We start from the raw sequence: 20,343 nt of genomic DNA, 5'->3' as shown, positions 1-20,343 counted from the left end.
TGCGGCTGCGCCGCGTTCATGAAATGGAGTTCCCATGCACCATCGCATCCTCGCCGTCGCCGTCCTGCTGTGCCTTGCCCCGCTTGCCGGTGCGCAGCCCGGTGCGGGGTCGAAGCCGATCACCGCGGCCGAGCGACAGGCGGTGGTCGCGCGGCTCGCGGAGCAGCTGCAGGCGAAGTACGTGTTTCCGGACGCGGCGAAGACGCTCGCGGCCACGCTGCGGGCCCGCGAGGCGGCGGGTGCCTATGCCGGCACGAACGACGCGGAGGCATTTTCGAAGGCGCTTGCGAAGGACATGCGCGCGTTCGGCAAGGACGGGCACTTCGACGTCATCTACGCGCCCGGCTTCAAGCCGCGCCCGGCCGGGCAGAAGCCGAGTGCGGCCGAATACGAGGCGATGCGCCGGGAAATCGTGCGCGATGGCTATGGCATCGACAGCATCGCGCGGCTGCCCGGCAACGTGGGCTATCTCGAACTGCGCGGCTTCGGCCCGGCCGAACTGGTCGGCGAGGCACTGTCGGCGGCGATGACGGTGCTGTCGGGCACGGATGCGCTGATCCTGGACCTGCGGCGCAACGGCGGGGGCGATCCGGGCGCGGTCGCCTACCTGATGAGTCACTTCTTCGAGAAAGGCGACCAGCGCCATCTCAACGACCTCTACAGCCGGGCCAGCAACAGCACGCGCCAGTACTGGACCCACCCGGCGGTGGAGCCGCGCTACACCAGGCCGGTGTACGTGCTGACCTCGGCGCGCACGTTCTCCGGCGGCGAGGAGTGCGCATACAACTTCCAGACGCAAAAGCGCGGCGTGACCGTCGGCGAGAGCACCGGTGGCGGATCGAATCCGGGCGACATGTACGCGCTGGGCTCGGATTTCGCCGCGTTCATTCCCGATGGACGCGCGATCAACCCGGTGACGAAGACGAACTGGGAGCATGTCGGCGTCAAACCCGACATCGCGGTGCCGGCGGCCGATGCACGCAGAACCGCGCACGTGGCGATCCTGCGGGACCTGATCAAGGCGTCAGCCGATGCCGACGAAAAGTCGGAGTTGCAGCAGGTGCTCGCAAAGGTGGAAGCCGGCAAGGAGGACGCGCCGGTGTATTCGGCGCCGCACTGAAGTTGCATTCCGGGGTTCCCGCCTCGCCCGGGCGTGCTGTCGGCGTTGCTTCACCGCACCGGTTCGCGCGGGCACTGGGCAAGCGGCCCCAGCGTGCGAACCGCCCGCCCAACCCGAGTGCTTCAAGCGGGCCGGGCCACGGCCGGAGCGGCCGGATCAGGGGTAGCCCATCGGTGGGGTGACTTCCGGCCCATGGCGGGGTCGTTCTGGTGTTGTACTTTACCAACACACCAACCCACACCGACCCGGACACCCCGCCATGAACGCACTGACCTCGCTCTTCTCGACCTCCCTGCCGCGCCCCGCCAACCGCACCAATGTGCTGCCAATGGTGGCCCGCCCGACCCGCCGCGAACGCGACTACGGCGTCGGTTATGGCTCCAGCAGCGGTTACGCGACCGCGCGCACGGGCTACGCCACTGCCGCCCGCGCCGCCTCGGGTTGGACCGCGCCGCGCTACCGTTTCGGTTGATCCGATGACCAACCGTTCGAAGTGCCACCCCGGCCGCGCATGCCCTCCCGGCGCGGCCGCATCAGGCGAAGCCTGCGGACGATCAGCTCGCAGGCTTTCGCAGTAGGGCCAGATACACCTCGCCGCGCAGCGCGCGTGGCGTGCCGGACGCAAGCGCGATCAGGCTCGCCAGCGCGAACGTTCCGGCGGTGCGCAGCTTGCGCACCCGGCGCCAGGCATTGCTGACGCTGCCTTCCCACTGCAGCGCAAAGCCCGCCTCGGTCCAGCAGCGGCGCAACACGACCGGCGCGATCGGGCTGATGTGGCCCTGCTCGCGGTAGTCCTCGTCGCGATACCACTGGAACACCCCCTCACGCACGAACATCGCCTGCGACACCGGATTGGCGAGGTTCGGCGTGGACACCACCATCGTGCCGCCCGGCCGCAGCATCGCGAAACACTCGCGCATAAAGTGGTGCGGGTTTTCGAGGTGCTCGATCAGCTCGAGCGCGACCAGCGCATCGAAGCGCTCCGGCAGCTGCGTCGAGAACACACCGTTGAGGTCGAGCGGATGGAACGGCACGTGTTCGCGCGGAGCAAAGCGCTCGACAAACAAGTCGCTCGCCGTAAGCGCGTAACCCAGATCGACGAGCCGCTGGCTCAATGCGCCGCCACCAGCGCCGAGCTCGAGCACACGCACACGCACATCATTGCCCGGCGGCACCGCGTCCAACATCGTCCGCGCGACCAGTTCGTGTAATCCGGGCGCGGCGAAGATGGGGATGCCTTGGTAGGTGCTGAGATCCGCCTCACCGCCAAACGCATCACGGAAGTTGCGAGCGCGTTCATGCGCCTTGTCGAGTGGATCGGGTGAATCGGTCATCTGGCCGGATGCCATAAGGCGATCGGGCCGGTAGTGTATAGCCCATCCGGACCGTCGCGGCTCTGCATGACAACTACCGCCAGCCTCGTCGTGACCACGTACAACTGGGAGGAGGCGCTTGCACTGTGCTTAGGGAGCATTGCGCAGCAGCGCGTGCTGCCGGTCGATGTCGTGGTCGCGGACGACGGCTCACGCGAGGAGACGGGAGCGCTCGTCCGGCGCTTGGCCCGTGAGTTCCCGGTGCCGCTGCACCACGTGTGGCAACCTGACGCCGGCTTCCGTGCAGCACGCGTGCGCAACCTTGGCACCGCACGCTGTACCGGCACATATGTGATCTATGTGGACGGCGACATGGTGTTGCATCCGGACTTCATCGCCGACCACGTGCGACTAGCCCGTGCCGGCACCTACTTGCAGGGCGGCCGTCTGAATGCGTCGCCCGGAGAGACGCGACGCCTACTCGCAGGCGCCGCGCCGCGCTTCTCTCCCCTCATGCCTGGCAAGTACAAGCGCCGCCACGCGATCCACTGGCCCTGGCTTGCCGCACGGAAGCTCGCCCGCGAACGAGGAATCGTCATGAGCTGCAACATGGGCATTTGGCGTGCCGACCTCGATCGAGTGAATGGCTTCGACGAAGATTTTGAAGGCTGGGGCCGTGAGGACGACGACCTCGCCGCGCGGCTGCGCCACGTCGGCGTCGAGCGGCGCCAGCTGAAGTTCGCTGGCCTTGCCGTGCACCTATGGCACCGGACACGCTGGCCCGACGGCGTGCCCCCTACCGAAGAAATCCCCAACGACCGGCTACTACGTCGAACGCTTGAGACGCGCGCGGTTCGGTGCGCGCGCGGACTCGACAGACACGTAGCATTGTTCAGCGGCGTCCACGACGCCCAGACGTCTCTTTCGGCTGCACAGACTGCAGCCTGACGGCTACACGCCGACGAAGCGCCGCGGCAGCAGCAGCTTCAGCGCGCGCTCGGCGCTCTTGCGGCGCAGACCGCGCTGGCCGAGGCCGCGCAGGATCGGGCCGATCCACGCCATCCGCGGTGCATCGAGCATCGCCGCGCGCGCATCGGCCTCGATGCGGTACATCGCCAGTATGTCGCGCGCGAGCCGGCGCCGCGTTTCGGGTAGGTCCGGCAGCTGCGCGAGGCAATGCTCGAGGTCGTCCGCGGTGCCGCGGTAGAAGTCGATCGTGCGCTGGTAGCGACGGCGCTTGGCGTCGTCCTTCGAGCCGCTCTTGGCGAACACGTCGGCGCTGACGCTGCCACTGTGCTGGCGATACCGCACCAGCGGCTCGCGCAGCTTGAGGCAGTCGCCGAGCAATGCCGCGCGCAGGCTCAGCGCGTTGTCCTCGATCGGCCCGCGGATCGGCCCGAAACGGTCGAACACCTCACGCCGGAACGCGAGCGTCGCGCCCAGCAGACCCATCAGCCGGCCCGAACTGACGAAGTAGTCCAGCCCGAAGCGCTCGCGCCGGAACGGCAGGTGCAGCTCGACCGGCCGGCCCTCGGCATCGATCGCATCGAACTGCGAGGCCAGCGCCATCACGCCGGGATTCGCATCGAACGCCTGCAGCACGCGCTCGACGCGATGCGGCACGGAGACGTCGTCACCGGCCATCATCACGATGATCTCGCCGCGCGTCAGCGGCACGGTCGCGCTGACATGCGCGGCGACGCCGAGGTTGCGCTCGTTGCAGCGCACCTTCACCGAATGCGGGCCTTCGTATCCGGCCAGCAGCGCCGAGGCGCGCTCGTGCGTCGCGTCGCCCGACGCGTCGTTGGAGACCACGATCTCGCACGCCACCGTCTGCGCCAGCGCGCCGCGCACGGCCTCCTCGATGAAGGCCGCATCGCGCCAGCTCAGCAGCAGGATGCTCGCGCGGTGGCGTGCATCCGCTGTGGGGCCGTCCAACACCGGCTCAGCCGTCGCGCCCGCGCGCGGCGCGGATCTGCGCGTCTACCGCGGCGATTGCAGTCATATTGACCACGCGCCGCGGCGTCGAAGCCGGCGTGAGGATGTGCGCCGGCTTGTCCAGGCCCATCAGGATCGGGCCGAGCGCGACGCCGTCGGTCATCACCTTGATCAGGTTGTAGGTGATGTTCGCCGCGTCGAGGTTCGGCATCACGAACAGGTTCGCGCGGCCGGTCAGCGTGGTGTTCGGGAAGATGCGCGTGCGCAGCTCCGAATCCCATGCGGTGTCGCCCTGCATTTCGCCGTCGATGTTCAAGCGCGGCGCGCGCTGGCGGATGATTTCGTAGGCGCGGCGCATCTTCGCGGCCGAGGCGTTCTCGTGGCTGCCGAAATTGCTGTGCGACAGCAGCGCGACCTTCGGCTCGACGCCGAACAGCTTGAGCCGGTAGCTCGCCTGCAACGTCGCTTCGGCAATCTGCTCGGCGGTCGGATCGAGCTGCACGTGGGTGTCGAGGAAGAACCATGCGCCCTGGTCGTTGATCACGCCCATCAGCGCCGCAGTGCCGGTCACGCCGCGGTCGAAATCGAACACGCTGCGCAGGTAGCCGAGCTTCTTGTGGAAGCGGCCGACGATGCCGCAGATCATCGCGTCGGCTTCGCCGCGCTCGACCATCAGCGCGGCGATCAACGTCGGACGGGAGCGCAGCAGGTTCTTCGCGGCGGCCGGCGTCACGCCGCGGCGTTCGGTTAGACGGTGATAGGTCTGCCAGTACTCGTCGAAGCGCGGGTCGGAGTGGATGTTCGTCAGTTCGAAATCCACGCCCGGGCGCATGCGCAGGCCGAGGCGCTCGACGCGCTTGCCGATCACGTCCGGCCGGCCGATCAGGATCGGGAACGCGAGCTCCTCGTCGATCACGGTCTGCACCGCGCGCAGCACGGTTTCTTCTTCGCCTTCGGCATAGACCACGCGCTTGCGGTCGCTGCGCGCGCGGTCGTACACGGGCTTCATCAGAAGGCCGGTGCGGTAGATGAACTGGCCGAGCTTTTCCTCGTACGCGGCCATGTCGGCGATCGGACGCGTGGCGATGCCCGAGTCCATCGCCGCCTGTGCAACCGCGGGCGCGAGCACCACGAGCAGGCGCGGGTCGAACGGGCGCGGGATCAGGTAATCCGGGCCGAACTTCGGCACTTCGCCGCCGTAGGCGCCGCCGAGGTCGGTGGCCTCCATGCGCGCGAGCTTCGCGATCGCGCGCACGCAGGCGAGCTTCATCGCCTCGTCGATCTCCTGCGCGCCGACGTCGAGCGCGCCGCGGAAGATGTACGGGAAACACAGCGCGTTGTTGACCTGGTTCGGGTAGTCCGAGCGGCCGGTCGCGATGATGCAGTCCGGGCGAACGGCGCGTGCGTCCTCGGGCAGGATTTCCGGGTACGGGTTGGCGAGCGCGAGGATGATCGGCCGATCGGCCATCTTCGCGACCATCTCCGGTTTCAGCACGCCACCCGCGGACAGGCCGAGGAAGATGTCGGCGCCTTCGATGATGTCGTCGAGCGTGCGCTTGTCGGTATCGCGCGCGTAGCGCTGCTTGTCCGGATCCATGTTGCCGCGGCCGGTGTACAGCACGCCGTCGCGGTCGACCGCCATGATGTTCAGCGGGTTCATGCCCAGCGCGACCAGCATGTCCAGGCACGCGATGCCCGCGGCGCCCGCGCCCGCGGTCGCGAGGCGCACGTCCTCGATCTTCTTGCCGGTGACTTCCAGTGCGTTGAGCACCGCGGCGCCGACGATGATCGCGGTGCCGTGCTGGTCGTCGTGGAACACCGGGATGTTCATGCGCTCGCGCAGCTTGCGCTCGACGATGAAGCACTCCGGCGCCTTGATGTCCTCGAGGTTGATGCCGCCGAAGGTCGGTTCCAGCGAGGCGATGATGTCGACCAGCTTGTCCGGATCGCGCTCGTCGATCTCGATGTCGAACACGTCGATGCCGGCGAACTTCTGGAACAGCACGCCCTTGCCTTCCATCACCGGCTTGCCGGCCAGCGGGCCGATGTCGCCCAGGCCCAGCACCGCGGTGCCGTTGCTGATCACCGCGACGAGGTTGCCGCGTGCCGTCAGCGCGCTGGCCTGGTTCGGATCGGCGACGATCGCTTCGCAGGCATAGGCCACGCCCGGCGAGTACGCGAGCGCGAGGTCGCGCTGGGTCACCATCGGCTTGGTCGCGGTGACCTTGATCTTTCCCGGCGGGGCCAGGCGGTGGTAATCGAGCGCGGCTTGCTTGAAATCGTCGGAATTGGACATCGGACCGGGCGGCGTGAACGAGGGCCCGATTCTAACGGCAGCGACGTGGGCAGGCCGTGCGGCAACGGGCGCCGTGCACGCACGATGCGGCGCGGCACGCGACCGTCCGGCGCCGCATGGAATGCGCCGCCGGCTGCGCTACAACACGCGCGGCGCCTGACTTACAGGTCGACGAAGTCGTCGCTGTGCGCGATCGCGTCGAGGCGGATGCGGTTGGCGAACAACGAGAACGCGAGCATGCCGGCAAGGCCGTTCGCACGCTTGATCCACGGCGGCAGCCAGCGCGGCTGCACGAGCACGCCGGATTCGAACAGCGGCTCGAAGCGGATCACGTCCTCGAGCGTCATCTTGCCGGCAAACAGCCAGCGGCACAGATGCAGCTTCTGCTGCTGCAGTGCCCAGCGGAAGAACGTATGCACGCCCACGAGGCCACGCAGGTACACGGTGTCCTTCGTGAACGCATGGCCGCCGGTGGTTGGCACGCCACGGAACACGCGCTGGGCCGAGCCGAAGCTGTCGGCCGGCGTCTGCCCGGCATTGAGGAAGTAGCGGAACACCTCGATGAAATCGGCCCCGTCCAGCGCCATCGCGACGGCCTCGATGCGCAGGCTGATGCGCTTCATGCGGCCGATGTCGATGCTGCCGGTGATCTGCTCGGCGAACGTCGCCAAGCCTTCCTGGGTCGCGGTCGTGCGCGGCGAGGCCAGCGACAGGCTCTGCAGCACCGGCTGCTCGCGACCGTTGAGCGCGGTGATCGAATGCACGAACGCTTCGTGCTGCAGCAGCTGGTCGCGGTCGTAATCGCTGAACGCGGCGCCCGCGCGCAGGCGGATGCGCGTGGCGCCGGCCGCGGCCTTGGAAATCAGGTCCGGATCGAGCACGACCTCGATCACGCGGCCGTCGAAGAAATCATCGAGCGCGCGCTGCAGCTGCAGCCACAGCGAGGTCGCCGAGATCGGCACCTGCTCGGACGGCGCGAGCAGCGCGTGGTCGAGCTCGTCGGCGATCGAGATGAAATGCCGGGCGGCCTCGCGCGTGCTCGGCCCGTTGCCGGGCAGCGCCTCGTCGGGGCGGCCGTAAAGGCGGATCGAATGCGCGGTGACGGCTTCGGTGCCGAGCGATTCGGCCAGCTCGGCGGCGATGGCCCAGCTGCGTGCCGAATCGATCAGGTAGGCGCCGAGCGGGTGGTCGCGGTCGGCCTCGCGGGCGACCGCGTCGAGTTCACGCCGCGCGTGGCTGAAATCCTGCTGCGGGTAATCGATGCGCGGCAGCGTGGCCTCGCCACGACGGTAGGCCCCAAGAAACGTCGCCTCGACGCCGGCCGGCCAGCTGGCCAGCGTCAGCAGCTTGATGCCGCGGGCGGCCTGCACCATGCGCGCGTCGAGCGCCGCGTGGTGGGCGATCTCGGGCGCGGTGAGTGCTTCGGGTTCGGGCAGGTGTGGGGCCAGGCGGGCGGACACGGCGTGCTCCCCGGCACCGTCGACCGGCGCGGCCGGGATGGCCGCCGCGTCACGGGCCTCAGGGAAGCTAACGGCCGCGCCCGCTTCGACTGAAGCCAGCCGGCGGCGGTCGATCACGCCGCTGCGCCGGTCGTGGTCAGCGTCGGCCATATTTGTCCTGCAGGCGCTTGTTGACCGCCTTGCCGAGCACTTTCGATTCGGCGTTCTCGGCGCGGCGCCCGGCGAGCTTGTCGGCCGCGCCGGCAACCTCCTCGCTGAGCTTCATGTAATTCGCGAAGCGCCGTGAGTCGAGCTCGCCAGACTCGATCGCCGCGCGCACCGCGCAGCCGGGCTCCTTCGCATGCGCGCAATCGCGGAAACGGCAGTTCGCGGCGACCGCTTCGACGTCGGCGAAGTTCTCGGCGACGTCTTCCTCGCCGGTCGGCTTGAGCTCGCGCATGCCGGGCGTGTCGATCAGGCATGCACCGGACGACAGCGGAATCAGCGCGCGATGTGTGGTCGTGTGGCGGCCGCGCGCGTCGCTTTCGCGCACCTCGCCGGTCCTCATGCGCTGCTCGCCGAGCAGGGTGTTCGTCAGTGTCGACTTGCCGGCGCCGGAGCTGCCGACCAGCACGATCGTGCGGCCGGGCCCGAGCCACGGCGCGAGCGCGGTGACGCTGGCCGGGTCCTTCGCGTTGACCGCGCGCACCGCGATGCCCTGCTCGGCGAGCTCGGCCAGCGTGGCTTCGGCTTCGGGCACCGCGGACGGATCATCGGCGCCGGCCTGATCGGCCTTGGTCAGCACGATGACCGGCTCGGCACCGCCGCGCACCAGCAGCAGGTAGCGCTCGATGCGGCGCGGGTTGAAGTCGGCATCCAGACCGCAGACGACGAACACGGTGTCGACGTTCGCGGCGATCAGCTGCTGGCGGTAATGGTCGCCGGCGGCGCCGCGCTTGATCGCCGAGCGCCGCGGCAGGAGCGCGACGATGCGCGGCGGCGCCGTGTCGAGATCCTCGATCAGCACCCAGTCGCCGACACCGGGGCGCTGCTCGGCGGGAAAACGCGGGCGTTGCCACTCGGGCAGCGATTCGACGGGAAACGCAGTATCGGGCGCGTCGGCAACGATGTAGCCGCTGCGGTGCTGCTCGCTGACCCGCGCTGGGCGGGCCTGCGGATGCGCCTGCAGCGCTTCTCGCCAGCTTGCATCGATCGGCTGGCCTGTGTCGTCGACGGCCCAGCCGATCGCCTGCAGCGAGGCGAGGTCGAAGGTCATGGTGTGCGGCGGGCAGGGGTCATGCCCCGATTCTAGTCCGAGCATGCGCGACTGCACGCGAGGGCGGCCGGCGATGGGCGGCGATTTCTGCTCGGCGGCTCCCAAATCCCGGGATCGGCAGTCCGACGCCATTGCCCGGCTTTGCTAGGCTGCGCGTCTTTCCGGCCTCGGCTGCTGCGCATGTCCTTCCCCGCCCTGAAGACCCGTGAACGCCTGACCGAAGTCCGCTACGAGATCCGCGGCGAACTCGCCCGCCGCGCACGCGAACTCGAGGCGCAGGGCCGCCGGCTGATCAAGCTCAACATCGGCAACCCGGGCGCGTTCGGCTTCCGCGCCCCCGAGCACCTGCAGCGCGCGATCGCCGGGCGTATCGACGAGACCGACCCGTACACCCACCAGCAGGGCCTGCCGGTCGCGCGCGAAGCGCTCGCCGCGCATTACCGCCGCCGCGGCGCGCCGAACGCCTCGCCCGAGCGCATCTTTATCGGCAACGGCGTCAGCGAGCTGATCGACCTGAGCCTGCGCGCGCTGCTGAATCCGGGTGACGAAGTGCTGGTGCCGTCGCCGGACTACCCGCTGTGGACGGCCGCGACGATCCTCAACGATGGCTGCCCGGTGCATTACCACTGCCGCGCTGAAAACGGCTTCCTGCCCGATCCGGACGAGATCGAATCGCTGGTGACGCCGCGTACGCGCGCGATCGTGCTGATCAACCCGAACAACCCGACCGGCGCGGTCTACCCGCGCGAACTGCTCGAGCGCATCGTCGCGATCGCGGCGCGGCACCAGCTGTTGCTGATGAGCGACGAGATCTACGACGAGGTCGTCTACGACGGCGCGAAGTTCGAGCCGCTTGCGCCGCTGGCCGGCGACGTGCCGTGCCTGAGCTTCGGCGGCCTCAGCAAGGTCTACCGCGCCTGCGGCTGGCGCATCGGCTGGGCGCTGCTGAGCGGCGACGTGCGCGCGATCGGCGACTTCCACCATGCGATGGATCTGCTCGGTGCACTGCGCCTGTGCGCGAACGTGCCGGGCCAGTTTGCAATCGAGGCCGCGCTCGGCGGCGAGGCGACGATCAACGCGCTGTGCGCGCCGGGCGGGCGCCTGTATGAAGCGCGCCGCGCGGTGGTCGAGAGCGTCGCGGTCAGCCGCCACCTGCAGATGACCACGCCGGCCGGCGCGCTGTACGGCTTCCCGACCGTGACCGGCGACGCCGCGCGGAGTTTCGACGATCACGGTTTCGCACTCGAACTGCTGGAAACCGAGAACGTGCTCGTCGTGCCGGGCGCCAGTTTCAACAGCCGCGAGCGCACGCAGTTCCGGGTGACGCTGCTGCCGCAGCCGGACGAGCTGCGCGAGGTGTTCGCACGCATCGAGCGCGTGCTCGACCGGCGCGCGCAGGCCGGCGGCAACACGCATGCCGCGGTGGCGTAACCCGCTTGCGGGCCTGCTGCTCGCGTTCGCGGGCCTGGCCGGCTGCGCGACTTCCCAAGGACAGGACGACCGCATGACGCTGGATTACCTCGCACTCGGCGACAGCTACACGATCGGCGAAGGCGTGCCCGAAGACGGCCGCTGGCCGGTGCAGCTCGCGCGTACGCTGCGCGCCGAGGGCGTGCCGCTGGGCGACCCGCGCATCATCGCCACCACCGGCTGGACCACCGACGAGCTGCTCGCGGCGATGGACGCGGCCGAGCCGCTGGGGCAGTGGGATTTCGTGACGCTGCTGATCGGCGTCAACAACCAGTACCGCGGCCGCAGCGTCGGCGACTACCGCTCGCAGTTCACCACCGTGCTCGAGCGTGCGCAGCGCCTTGCCGGTGGACGCGCCGATCGCGTGCTGGTGGTGTCGATTCCGGATTGGGGCGTGACCCCGTTTGCGACCGCGAACGGCAAGGACCCGGCGCGCATCGCGAACGAACTTGATGCCTACAACGTGGCCGCGCGCGACATCAGCGCCGCGCACGGCATCGCATTCGTCGACATCACGCCGGTCAGCCGCGAACGCGGCGTGGAGCCTGCGATGCTCGTCGAGGACGGGCTGCATCCGTCCGGCGCGATGTACACGCTGTGGACCGACCGCATCGCACCGGTCGCACGCGAGCTGCTGTCACGATGACGACCAGCTACCAGCCCCTCGCGCGCGGCGATGCGCACGCGATCGCCGCAAGCTTCCTGCCGGCGCATCCGCTCGGTAACCGCTGGGACTACTACTACACGCGCACCAAGCTCGGCACCGACCCGCTGTATCCGGGCGTGTGCGATGTGCTGCGCGGCTGCAATGCGCCGCTGCTGGACATGGGCTGCGGCCTGGGACTGCTCGCGCACACGTTGCGCGCGGCCGGGCTGTCGATGCCGTACCGCGGCGTGGACAGCGACGCGGCGAAGATCGCCCGCGCCAGACGCGTCGCGGCGCGCGCGCAGCTTGGCGATGTCGCGTTCGACACCGTGGACCTTGCGCGCGTGATTCCCGAGCACCGCGGCAGTGTCGCGATCCTGGACGTGCTGCAGTTCATCCCCGAGGCCGCGCAGGTGCGCGCGGTTGATGCCGCAATTGCGATGCTCGCGCCCGGCGCACGGCTGGTGATCCGCACCGGCTTGGCCGACGGCAGCCGCCGCGCGCGCATCACGCGTGCAGTCGATCTGTTCTCGCGCGTGGTCGGCTGGATGCATGCGACGCCGTTGCAGCTGCCGACGGCCGAGCTGCTGCGTTCGCGTTTCGATGCGGCCGGGCTGCAGTCGGAGTTCATCCCGTTGTACGGCAACACGCCGTTCAACAACTGGCGCGTGGTGGCGACGCGAGCGGGTTGAGGCCGCGTCACTGGCCTCTGTCGCGAGCGAGCGGGTAACGGGCTCGCAGCCTGGCATCAGCCTGGCCCGACTGGAATGCGCCCACCCGATCAACAAAAAGGCCGCCCCGAAAGGGCGGCCTTTGTATTGCGATACGGGCTGCGCCGGAGCGGCGCAGCCGTGGTCTTCGTTACTGGCTTACCGCGCGCGAGGCGTTGACGCGCCCACCACCGTAGAGGCTGTCGTTGCCGGGCTTGCCGAGGTCGTCGGACGAGGCGCGCAGCACGCGCTCGACCGCGGCCGGGGCCATCTCGCCACCGTTCTTGCCGATGATCAGCGCCGCGACGCCGGACACGTGCGGAGCGGCCATGCTGGTACCGGCCGTCCAGTTGTACGACGCGATCAGCGAGCCGTCCGCCGCCTGACGGTAACCGCCGACGCTGAACACCAGGTCGAACACCCAGCACGGACGCGCCAGGCCAGCCACGGTGCAGGTGTCGTCGCCCGGGTATGAGGAATCACCACCCGGTCCGGCGAAATCGATCGCCGACTGGCCGTAGTTCGAATAGCTCGCGAGGTAGTCGAGGCTGCCGCTGGTGTCCTTGGCCCAGCCGATCGGAGCGGTTGCCGCGATCGTCAGCACCGCCGGCAGTTCGCCCGGGAATGCACGCAGGTTCGCGTTGAAGCACGAGCCGTCGGCGTCACACACCTCGGTGCTGCTGTCCTTGTCGAGGTCACGGCCGTCATTACCGGCCGACACCACGATCAGGGCGTTCTGCTTGGCGGCGTAGCGCGTCGCACGGGCGGTCGCGTTCACGAGCTCACGCACATCGTTCGCACCCGGGCCGTTGACCTGCAGACCGCCACGAACACCAAGACTCATGTTGATGACGTCGGCGCCGCGGTCGGCTGCGTGCACGAGGCCCTGGATGATGCCGCTGAAGCTGCCGCTGCCGGTGACTTCGGACAGCACCTTGACCGCGATCAGCTTCGCTTCCGGTGCCACGCCGATCGTGCCGATGCCGTTGTCCGGCGAGGCGATCGTGCCGGCAACGTGCGAGCCGTGGTTGAACGCGTTGACGCGCTTGAGGCAGAAATCCTCGCCCGGCACGAACGAAGCCGAATCGGCCTGGATGAGGTTCGACGCGATGTCGGGGTGCGCGCAGGCAATGCCCGAGTCGAGCACGGCGACCTTCGCGCCGGCGCCGCGGTAACCCTTGTTCCAGGCACCGGCCGCGTCGACGGCCGCATGGCCCCACTGCAGGTCGAAGAAGCGATCGTTATCGCTGGAATTCGGCGGATTCGCGAAGTCGCTGCCGACCGACTCGGTGTCCGGCGGCACGTCGAACTGCAGCACCACGTCCTTCGCGACCGAATGCACGCCTGCGACGCGGCTTGCACGTGCGGCGAAGCCGGTGTCGTCGGACTCGACGATCGCGACGCCGATCTGCGGCAGACGCGCGGTCACCTTGCCACCGGCCGCCTCGACCTTGCGCGCAAGCTTGGTGTCGAAGGAACTGCCGTTCGCAGTCACGACGAACGTGGCTGCCTGTGCGGATGCGACGAAACCAACGGTACCCAGAGCCAGCGTGATGGCTCGACCAAGAAAGTTCATGTATTCCCCTTCGTGCGGCGGATGAAGACGGCGACGGCGCGCAAATACAGCGGCCACGACCGACCCTAACCGTGATCGGGATCACGCTCAAGTTGCGATGCACAACACACGCTAACCAGGAGCAGGGCTACGGCCGCTTCCGTGACCGGTCCTGCCAGCCCGATGCGTTGAAGCAGCTCGCGATGCGGGTGCGGGGTATTCGCCACGGCTTACAGGCTTGGAACAGAGCGACCTGGACGCTTCGGCCTGCTATGGGCAGACTCGAACGCGCCGCAGCCGCAAGCGTGCGCAAGATGAACAGGCAAGCGGCCGCAGCTGAGGAGCTTCGTGGCCCGTGCATTGGCCTGCATCAGCTCGTTGGTGCGGCTTGTAATGCCGGTCCGGCGATGAGCACTGACGCAACGCCCGGACGCGGTGCGTGCGCGAAGCGGCTCAGCCGCACCCGGGCCCGATGCAGGCGGCAGTCGATGCCGAAGCCGAATCCGCTTCCGCCACAGCCGGCACGATCGCGCGGTAACCGAGCGCATCCAGGCGCTGCAGCAGCAGCGCGAGGGTTTCGACGTTGCGCTCATGGCGCGCGCCTTCATGCAGCAGCACGATCGCGCCCGGTCGCAGGTCGCGCTCGATGCGGGCGACCACGGCGGCGGGATCGGCCGCGACCGCATCGAAGCCGCGCGCGGTCCAGCCCGTACGCGTGAGCCCGTGCGCCTTCAACGGCGCGGAAACGAACGGGTTCGCCATGCCGACCACGGCACGGAAGCGGCGCGGCGCCGTACCGCCCAGCTGCGTGAGTACCTGTTGCGCACGGTCGACCTCGCGCCGCATGCGCACAGGCCCCAGCGCCCAGAACCACGCCTGCGGGTGGCTGTAGCTGTGGTTCGCGATCTCGTGGCCGCGCTGCGCGATCTCGCGCACGAGCTCGGGACGCGCGACCGCCCGCTCGCCAACCAGGAAGAACGTCGCCCGCGCCCGGTGCGCATCGAGCAAGTCCAGCAGCGCAGGCGTGTCGTCGGAGGGGCCGTCGTCGATCGTGAGCCAGACCACGCGCTCGTCGATGGGCAGCCGGGTCAGCACCGGGCTGAACAACTGCGAGCCGGGCCGCAGCGTGCCCCACCAGAACGGCAGGTGCGAGGCCACCATCAGCGGCACGCCCCAGCCCGCACCCAGCCGCCACCAGAACCAGGCGACGACGAGTTGCGAGCCAACCAGAAACCCCAGCCAGGCATGCGGGAAACGCGGCGGCCGGTGCAGGAACGGGGTCGACATGCGCGGGATGATGCCACGCACGCCTGCGCCTGCTGCCGTTCATCGTTAGCCGGGGTGCGCGCGGCCGCCCGGCGTACACTGGCGCGCCTGTTTTTCCGGACCTACGCCATGTCGCTCGACCCTGCCCTGCGCTCGCGCATCGAATCCCTGCTCGGCGAAAACCGCGTCGTGCTGTTCATGAAGGGCGAGCCGACCGCGCCGCAATGCGGCTTCTCGGCCAAGGCGGTGCGTGCACTCGATGACGTCGGTGTCGACTACGCGCACGTGGACGTGCTGTCGGACCCCGAGATCCGCGAAGGCATCAAGGCCTACGGGCAGTGGCCGACGATCCCGCAGCTCTACATCGAGGGCGACCTCGTCGGCGGCAGCGACATCATCGAGCAGATGGTGCAGTCCGGCGAGCTGTACAGCGCGCTCGGCCAGCCGGCGCCGGATCGCACGCCGCCGTCGATCACGGTCACACCGGCCGCGGCATCGATGCTGCGCGACGCGGTCGACAACGCCGGCGACGGCTACGCGGTGCTGATCGGCATCGACCCGCGCTTCAACGCCAAGCTGCAGCTCGGCCCGGTCGATGCGAACGCGATCGCGGTCGAGACCGATGGGCTGCGCGTGCAGTTCGACCTTGCAAGCGCGCGGCGCGCGAACGGCCTGCGCATCGACTGGGTCGACGACGAACGCGGTCGCGGCCTTGTCGTGGACAACCCGAACGCGCCGCCGAAGGTGAAGCCGCTGTCGGTGAATGAAGCCGCCGCGCGCGTTGCGGCCGGCACGGTCACGCTGATCGATGTGCGCCCGGCCGAAGAGCGCATGGTGGCGTCGGTCGCCAGCGCGTTCGCGACGCTCGATGACGAAAGCCTGGCCGGGCTAGAAGCGCTGCCGAAGGATGCGCCACTCGCGTTCCTGTGCCACCACGGGCGTCGCAGTGCGCAGGCGGCCGAGCATTTCCGCGGCCTGGGCTTCACCGAGCTGTACAACGTCGAAGGCGGCATCGATGCGTGGTCGCAGCAGGTCGACCCATCGGTGCCGCGTTACTGACGCAGCGCCTCATTCCAGCCGCGGATCGAGCTTCGAACGCAGCGCATCGACGAGCGCGTTGATCACCACGATCAACGCGCCGACCACGAGCACCACACCGAGCACGAGCGTGTAATCGCGGTTGAGCGCGCCCTGCACGAAGTACCGCCCCATCCCGGGGATGCCGAACACCTGCTCGACCACGGCCGATCCGGTGACGATGTTGATCAGCGCCGGCGACAGCCAGGCGATGACCGGCAGCAGCGCCGGCTTGAGCGCATGCGAAAACAGCAGCCGCGTTTCGGAGAACCCGCGCGCCCGCGCCGCGCGCAGGTAATCGGCCGATAGCGTCTCGAGCATCGACGCGCGCATCAGCCGCGCGCAGTACGCGATGTTCGGCAGCGCAAGCGCGATCACCGGCAGCACGATGTTCGCCGGCTCGCCCCAGCCGCCGGCAGGCAGCCAGTGCAGCGTCACGGCGAACAGCAGGATCAGCAGCGGCGCGGCGACGAACTTCGGCACCGCAAGCCCGAGCCCGGCGCCGAACATCAATCCTCGGTCGAGCGCCTGCCCGCCGCGCAATGCCGCGAGCACGCCGAGCGGAACCCCGATCGCGAGCGCGAGCAGCAGCGCCAGCCCACCGTTGAGCGCCGAGACCGGCAGCGCCTGCGCGATCAGCTGGTTGACCGTGTAGTCCGGGTACTGGAACGAGGGGCCGAGATCACCGCGCGCGACGTCCGCGAGCCATGCGCCGTACTGCGCCGGCAGCGGCAGGTCGAGCCGGTACTGCGCAGCAAGCGCGGCCTGCACCTCGGGCGGCGCGGCTTTCTCCGCATCGAACGGCCCGCCCGGCGCCGCGCGCAGCAGGAAAAAGCACAGCGTCGCGAGCAGCCACAGCGTCAGTGCGGCCTCGCCCGCGCGCGCCATCGTGCGCGTCATCGGCCCGGCTCCACGAGCGACATCCAGCGGCTTGCGTGGCGGTCGAGCGGGTTCGGCTCGAAGCCGCGCACGGCCGGGCTGACGAGGTGCTTGGACGCGTAGAAGTACAGCGGGATCACCGCATCGTGCGCGAGCAGGCGCGTCTCGGCCGCATGCAGCCAGGCATTGCGAGCAGCTTCGGATCTCGCGGCATCGGCGCGTTCCAGGCGATTGCGGAAACCGGCATCGTCGTAGCCGGTCCAGTTCAGCGCGCCATCGCTGCCGAACGCATCGAGGAAGTTGCGCGCATCGGGCACATCGGCGATCCAGCCACCGCGAAACACCTGCGTGATCACGCGCTGCTTGCGATTGCCGACGAACACCTTCCACTCCTCGTTGCGCAACCGCACCCGCACACCGGGCAGCTGCTGCCGCCACATCGCCGCGACCGCGAGCGCGAGCCGCCGATGCGGCGTGGACGTGTTGTAGCGCAGCTCGATCAGCAGCGGCTCGTGTGCCGTGTACCCCGCCATGCGCAGCAGCTCGCGCGCCCGCGCTTCGCGTTGCGCCTGCGACCAGTCGGCCCAGACCGTCCGCGCCGGCGTGTAGCCGGCAATGCCGGGCGGGACGATGCCGTAGGCGGGCCCCTCGCCGAAGCCCGTGATCGAGCGTGTCAGCCGCTCGCGGTCGATCGCGAGCGACAACGCGCGGCGTATGAGATGAGCGCGTGCGTCGCACTCGCGGTCCGCGCCCGCGGTCGCCACGTGCGTAGCCGGCGCGGCCGCTGCATCGCAGTCCGGTCCGAACGGCGCGCGCGTGAGGTTGAAGCCGAGCCAGAACGCGCCGAGATACGGGCTGATGCGCAGCTGACCGCCGAAGCGTTCGCGAAGCGCGGCAAGTGGCTGCGGCGGCACGGTCTCGGTCAGGTGCAGGTCGCCGGCGGCGAAGCGCTGCAGTTCGGCAGCCGCGTCTTCGGTCACCTGGAAGCGCACGCGCGGGATCGAAACGCCGCCTACCGCATGGAAGCGCGGATTGCGCTCGACCACGAGGTTCGCCTGTGGCGTCCACGCCGCGAGCCGGTATGCACCGTTCGAGACCAGCCGCCCGGGTCGGGTGTGTTGCGCGCCGTGCGTCACGACGGCCGGCAGATAGACCGGGAATGCGATCGGCAGGGTGAGCAGCGCCGGCAGCGGCGCGCTGCGGGTCAGCCGGAACACCACGGTGTTCGCGTCCGGCGCATGCACGCCGAGCGCGTCCGGCGCCACACGCCCGGCCTGCACGGCCTGCGCATTGACGAGCGCATCGAACAGCTCGGCGAACGGCGCGGCGGTCGCGGGCGCAAACGCGCGCCGGAAACTGGCGACCACGTCGTGCGCATCGAGCGGATCGCCGTTGCTCCAGCGCAGCTCGTCGCGCAGCTCGAACGTCCATGTGCGTCCGTCCGCCGACGCCGACCAGTGCTGCGCGATGCCCGGGATCAGCCGGCCGCGCGCGTCCTCGGTCACCAGCCCTTCGTAGAGGTCGCGCAGCACGTTGCCGCAGGCCACTTCCTGGCAGCGGTGCGCGTCCAGCGTCGAAGGTTCCGGCCCGTTGCCGCGCTCGAGTTGTGCCTGCGACGCCCGGGCAGTCGCCAGCGCGGGAATGCAGGCAAGCAGCAGTCCGGCGATCACGGCCGGGAGACGTAACGCGCGGGACGGCATGGGCATCGCGGAATTGTAGGCGAGCGTCCGCCATGCTTCGGGCCCGACCGGCCGGCGCGCTGCACGTTTTGCGTTGTTGGTCGTGCGCGCTTCGAACCCGGGTGCGCGCAGGTCAGGGGCCATCTCCACCACCGGCGCAACGCAGTCCCCCATCCCTGCAATGCCGGGCGTGGAGGACGCAGGCTAGACTGCGTGCCGCGTTCCGCGGCGGCGACCTTGCACCGAAGGCGCTGCGCACGCATCAACGCTCTCCCCACTACGAGGTATGCCTGTGTCCGGTCCGAGCCAGGTCAAGGATGTTGCGATCGAAGGACGGGCGCAGCTCGTCGAATACCTGGCCTCGGGCGTGCGCCCGAAGGACGACTGGCGCATCGGTACCGAGCACGAGAAGTTCGGCTTCCGGTTCGATGATCTGCAGCCGCCGACGTTCGATGGCGAACGCGGCATCGAGGCATTGCTGCGCGGACTGACGCGCTTCGGCTGGGGGCCGGTGGACGAACACGGGCGCACGATCGCGCTCACGCGCGACGGCGCCTCGGTCTCGCTCGAACCGGCCGGCCAGCTCGAGCTGTCGGGCGCGCCGCTGCAGACGCTGCACGAGACCTGCATGGAGGCCTCGAGCCACCTGCGCGAAGTGCGCGAGGTTGCCGAGCCGATGGGGCTGGGCTTTCTCGGCATGGGCTTCCAGCCCAAGTGGCGCCGCGACGAGATGCCGTGGATGCCGAAGGGCCGCTACAAGATCATGCGCGAGTACATGCCGAAGGTCGGCTCGCTCGGCCTGGATATGATGACGCGCACCTGCACCGTGCAGGTCAACCTCGACGTCGAGTCCGAAGCGGACATGGTGAAGAAGTTCCGCGTCGCGCTCGCGCTGCAGCCGATCGCGACCGCGCTGTTCGCCGACTCGCCGTTCACCGAGGGCAAGCCGAACGGCTTTCTCTCGTATCGCTCGCACATCTGGTCCGACACCGATGCCGGCCGCACCGGCATGCTCGACTTCGTGTTCGAGGACGGCTTCGGCTACGAGCGCTACACCGATTACCTGCTCGACGTGCCGATGTACTTCGTCTACCGCGACGGGCAGTACATCGACGCGAGCGGCCAGTCGTTCCGCGATTACCTCGAAGGCCGGCTGCCCGCATACCCGGGCCAGCGCCCGACGCTGCAGGACTGGGCCGATCACAGCACCACCGCGTTCCCCGAGGTGCGGCTCAAGAAGTACCTCGAGATGCGCGGCGCCGACTCGGGCCCCTGGAACCGCATCTGCGCGCTGCCCGCGTTCTGGGTGGGCCTGCTGTACGACCAGACCGCGCTCGATGCGGCGTGGGACCTGGTCAAGGATTTCAGCCGCGACGAGCGCCATGCACTGCGCGACGGCGTGCCGCGCGAAGCGATGAACCTGCGCTTCCGCAGCGGCACCGTGCGCGACCTGGCGCGCGAGGCGCTGAAGATCTCCACCCACGGGCTGGAACGGCGCGGCAACCTCAATTCACGCGGAGCGGACGAGACGGTCCACATCGAGCCTCTGCTGGAGATCATCCAGACCGGCCAGACCCCGGCCGAACGCAAGCTCGAACTGTTCCACGGCCCGTGGGGCGGACGTATCGACCCGGTGTTCCGCGAGTTCGCCTACTGAGCTGCATACCGATCGTCATGAG

At 69.2% G+C, this 20,343-nt stretch carries 17 protein-coding genes; 8 read left to right on the top strand and 9 right to left on the bottom strand.

Annotated elements, in window-relative coordinates:
- Nucleotides 1-34 precede the first annotated feature (34 nt).
- Both ACFFGH_RS16940 and ACFFGH_RS16935 read left to right on the top strand, forming a co-directional pair.
- Nucleotides 35-1,120, top strand: a complete 1,086-nt coding sequence (locus tag ACFFGH_RS16940) for a S41 family peptidase (protein WP_386670410.1) — start codon at nt 35-37, stop codon at nt 1,118-1,120.
- Nucleotides 1,121-1,379: 259 nt separating this feature from the next.
- Nucleotides 1,380-1,592 carry a hypothetical protein gene (locus ACFFGH_RS16935; protein WP_386670408.1) on the top strand — a complete coding sequence of 71 codons (213 nt, stop codon included), beginning with the start codon at nt 1,380-1,382 and terminating at the stop codon, nt 1,590-1,592.
- Nucleotides 1,593-1,674: 82 nt separating this feature from the next.
- Here the strand turns inward: ACFFGH_RS16935 and ACFFGH_RS16930 are convergent, their stop codons facing one another.
- Nucleotides 1,675-2,454: a class I SAM-dependent methyltransferase gene (locus ACFFGH_RS16930; protein WP_386670406.1), complete on the bottom strand. Its 780-nt coding sequence runs from the start codon at nt 2,452-2,454 to the stop codon at nt 1,675-1,677.
- Nucleotides 2,455-2,544: 90 nt separating this feature from the next.
- Between ACFFGH_RS16930 and ACFFGH_RS16925 the strand changes: the two genes are divergently transcribed.
- Entirely contained in the window at nt 2,545-3,381 is an 837-nt protein-coding gene (locus ACFFGH_RS16925; RefSeq protein WP_386670404.1) for a glycosyltransferase family 2 protein, read from the top strand.
- A 3-nt stretch (nt 3,382-3,384) separates the two neighbouring features.
- On the opposite strand, the gene ACFFGH_RS16920 is transcribed toward ACFFGH_RS16925, so the two are convergent.
- The 4 genes from ACFFGH_RS16920 to rsgA form a co-directional block, all read right to left on the bottom strand.
- Nucleotides 3,385-4,371, bottom strand: a complete 987-nt coding sequence (locus tag ACFFGH_RS16920) for a glycosyltransferase (RefSeq protein WP_386670403.1) — start codon at nt 4,369-4,371, stop codon at nt 3,385-3,387.
- 7 nt (nt 4,372-4,378) lie between these two features.
- The gene (locus ACFFGH_RS16915; protein ID WP_386670401.1) at nt 4,379-6,667 is read right to left on the bottom strand and encodes an NADP-dependent malic enzyme; all 2,289 of its coding nucleotides are present in this window, start codon (nt 6,665-6,667) and stop codon (nt 4,379-4,381) included.
- Nucleotides 6,668-6,828: 161 nt separating this feature from the next.
- Nucleotides 6,829-8,040, bottom strand: a complete 1,212-nt coding sequence (locus tag ACFFGH_RS16910) for a flavohemoglobin expression-modulating QEGLA motif protein (RefSeq protein WP_386671261.1) — start codon at nt 8,038-8,040, stop codon at nt 6,829-6,831.
- 223 nt (nt 8,041-8,263) lie between these two features.
- Nucleotides 8,264-9,382: a ribosome small subunit-dependent GTPase A gene (gene rsgA / locus ACFFGH_RS16905; protein WP_386670399.1), complete on the bottom strand. Its 1,119-nt coding sequence runs from the start codon at nt 9,380-9,382 to the stop codon at nt 8,264-8,266.
- A 180-nt stretch (nt 9,383-9,562) separates the two neighbouring features.
- Here rsgA and ACFFGH_RS16900 point away from each other — a divergent pair, with 180 nt between their 5' ends.
- The 3 genes from ACFFGH_RS16900 (at nt 9,563) to ACFFGH_RS16890 (ending at nt 12,190) form a co-directional block, all read left to right on the top strand.
- Nucleotides 9,563-10,813, top strand: a complete 1,251-nt coding sequence (locus ACFFGH_RS16900) for an aminotransferase class I/II-fold pyridoxal phosphate-dependent enzyme (protein ID WP_386670397.1) — start codon at nt 9,563-9,565, stop codon at nt 10,811-10,813.
- Nucleotides 10,814-10,886: 73 nt separating this feature from the next.
- Nucleotides 10,887-11,498 (top strand): SGNH/GDSL hydrolase family protein, encoded by a 612-nt coding sequence (locus ACFFGH_RS16895; RefSeq protein ID WP_386671259.1) that lies wholly within the window; start codon nt 10,887-10,889, stop codon nt 11,496-11,498.
- Nucleotides 11,495-12,190: a methyltransferase domain-containing protein gene (locus tag ACFFGH_RS16890; protein ID WP_386670395.1), complete on the top strand. Its 696-nt coding sequence runs from the start codon at nt 11,495-11,497 to the stop codon at nt 12,188-12,190. Before ACFFGH_RS16895 ends, ACFFGH_RS16890 begins: the two co-directional genes overlap by 4 nt.
- A gap of 169 nt (nt 12,191-12,359) precedes the next feature.
- Here ACFFGH_RS16890 and ACFFGH_RS16885 read toward each other — a convergent pair whose 3' ends face one another.
- Together ACFFGH_RS16885 and ACFFGH_RS16880 are read right to left on the bottom strand one after the other, a co-directional pair.
- On the bottom strand, nt 12,360-13,784 hold the full coding sequence (locus ACFFGH_RS16885) for a S8 family serine peptidase (RefSeq protein WP_386670393.1): 1,425 nt from the start codon (nt 13,782-13,784) through the stop codon (nt 12,360-12,362).
- A 432-nt stretch (nt 13,785-14,216) separates the two neighbouring features.
- Entirely contained in the window at nt 14,217-15,050 is an 834-nt protein-coding gene (locus ACFFGH_RS16880) for a polysaccharide deacetylase family protein (RefSeq protein ID WP_386670391.1), read from the bottom strand.
- A gap of 108 nt (nt 15,051-15,158) precedes the next feature.
- Between ACFFGH_RS16880 and grxD the strand changes: the two genes are divergently transcribed.
- Nucleotides 15,159-16,088 (top strand): Grx4 family monothiol glutaredoxin, encoded by a 930-nt coding sequence (gene grxD, locus ACFFGH_RS16875; protein ID WP_386670390.1) that lies wholly within the window; start codon nt 15,159-15,161, stop codon nt 16,086-16,088.
- A 9-nt stretch (nt 16,089-16,097) separates the two neighbouring features.
- Here grxD and ACFFGH_RS16870 read toward each other — a convergent pair whose 3' ends face one another.
- Both ACFFGH_RS16870 and ACFFGH_RS16865 read right to left on the bottom strand, forming a co-directional pair.
- Nucleotides 16,098-17,006: an ABC transporter permease subunit gene (locus ACFFGH_RS16870; RefSeq protein WP_386670388.1), complete on the bottom strand. Its 909-nt coding sequence runs from the start codon at nt 17,004-17,006 to the stop codon at nt 16,098-16,100.
- Nucleotides 17,003-18,691: a peptide ABC transporter substrate-binding protein gene (locus tag ACFFGH_RS16865; protein ID WP_386670387.1), complete on the bottom strand. Its 1,689-nt coding sequence runs from the start codon at nt 18,689-18,691 to the stop codon at nt 17,003-17,005. The genes ACFFGH_RS16870 and ACFFGH_RS16865 overlap by 4 nt, the downstream gene beginning before the upstream one ends.
- Nucleotides 18,692-18,956: 265 nt before the next feature.
- Between ACFFGH_RS16865 and ACFFGH_RS16860 the strand changes: the two genes are divergently transcribed.
- Nucleotides 18,957-20,321, top strand: coding sequence for a glutamate--cysteine ligase (locus tag ACFFGH_RS16860; protein WP_386671258.1), 1,365 nt, complete (start codon nt 18,957-18,959; stop codon nt 20,319-20,321).
- Nucleotides 20,322-20,343: the final 22 nt, after the last annotated feature.

This window comes from Lysobacter korlensis, assembly GCF_042434515.1.
The sequence above is the reverse complement of the archived record's forward strand: the minus strand, read 5'-3'. Positions and strand labels throughout refer to the sequence as shown.

Bases quoted from the DNA above. Each gene is read 5' to 3' on its own strand.
- ACFFGH_RS16915 (WP_386670401.1), bottom strand. From the start codon at position 6,667: ATGTCCAATTCCGACGATTTCAAGCAAGCCGCGCTCGATTACCACCGC.
- ACFFGH_RS16890 (WP_386670395.1), top strand. From the start codon at position 11,495: ATGACGACCAGCTACCAGCCCCTCGCGCGCGGCGATGCGCACGCGATC.
- ACFFGH_RS16910 (WP_386671261.1), bottom strand. From the start codon at position 8,040: ATGGTGCAGGCCGCCCGCGGCATCAAGCTGCTGACGCTGGCCAGCTGG.
- grxD (WP_386670390.1), top strand. From the start codon at position 15,159: ATGTCGCTCGACCCTGCCCTGCGCTCGCGCATCGAATCCCTGCTCGGC.
- ACFFGH_RS16900 (WP_386670397.1), top strand. From the start codon at position 9,563: ATGTCCTTCCCCGCCCTGAAGACCCGTGAACGCCTGACCGAAGTCCGC.
- ACFFGH_RS16880 (WP_386670391.1), bottom strand. From the start codon at position 15,050: ATGTCGACCCCGTTCCTGCACCGGCCGCCGCGTTTCCCGCATGCCTGG.
- ACFFGH_RS16870 (WP_386670388.1), bottom strand. From the start codon at position 17,006: ATGACGCGCACGATGGCGCGCGCGGGCGAGGCCGCACTGACGCTGTGG.
- ACFFGH_RS16885 (WP_386670393.1), bottom strand. From the start codon at position 13,784: ATGAACTTTCTTGGTCGAGCCATCACGCTGGCTCTGGGTACCGTTGGT.
- rsgA (WP_386670399.1), bottom strand. From the start codon at position 9,382: ATGACCTTCGACCTCGCCTCGCTGCAGGCGATCGGCTGGGCCGTCGAC.
- ACFFGH_RS16865 (WP_386670387.1), bottom strand. From the start codon at position 18,691: ATGCCCATGCCGTCCCGCGCGTTACGTCTCCCGGCCGTGATCGCCGGA.
- ACFFGH_RS16940 (WP_386670410.1), top strand. From the start codon at position 35: ATGCACCATCGCATCCTCGCCGTCGCCGTCCTGCTGTGCCTTGCCCCG.
- ACFFGH_RS16930 (WP_386670406.1), bottom strand. From the start codon at position 2,454: ATGACCGATTCACCCGATCCACTCGACAAGGCGCATGAACGCGCTCGC.
- ACFFGH_RS16935 (WP_386670408.1), top strand. From the start codon at position 1,380: ATGAACGCACTGACCTCGCTCTTCTCGACCTCCCTGCCGCGCCCCGCC.
- ACFFGH_RS16895 (WP_386671259.1), top strand. From the start codon at position 10,887: ATGACGCTGGATTACCTCGCACTCGGCGACAGCTACACGATCGGCGAA.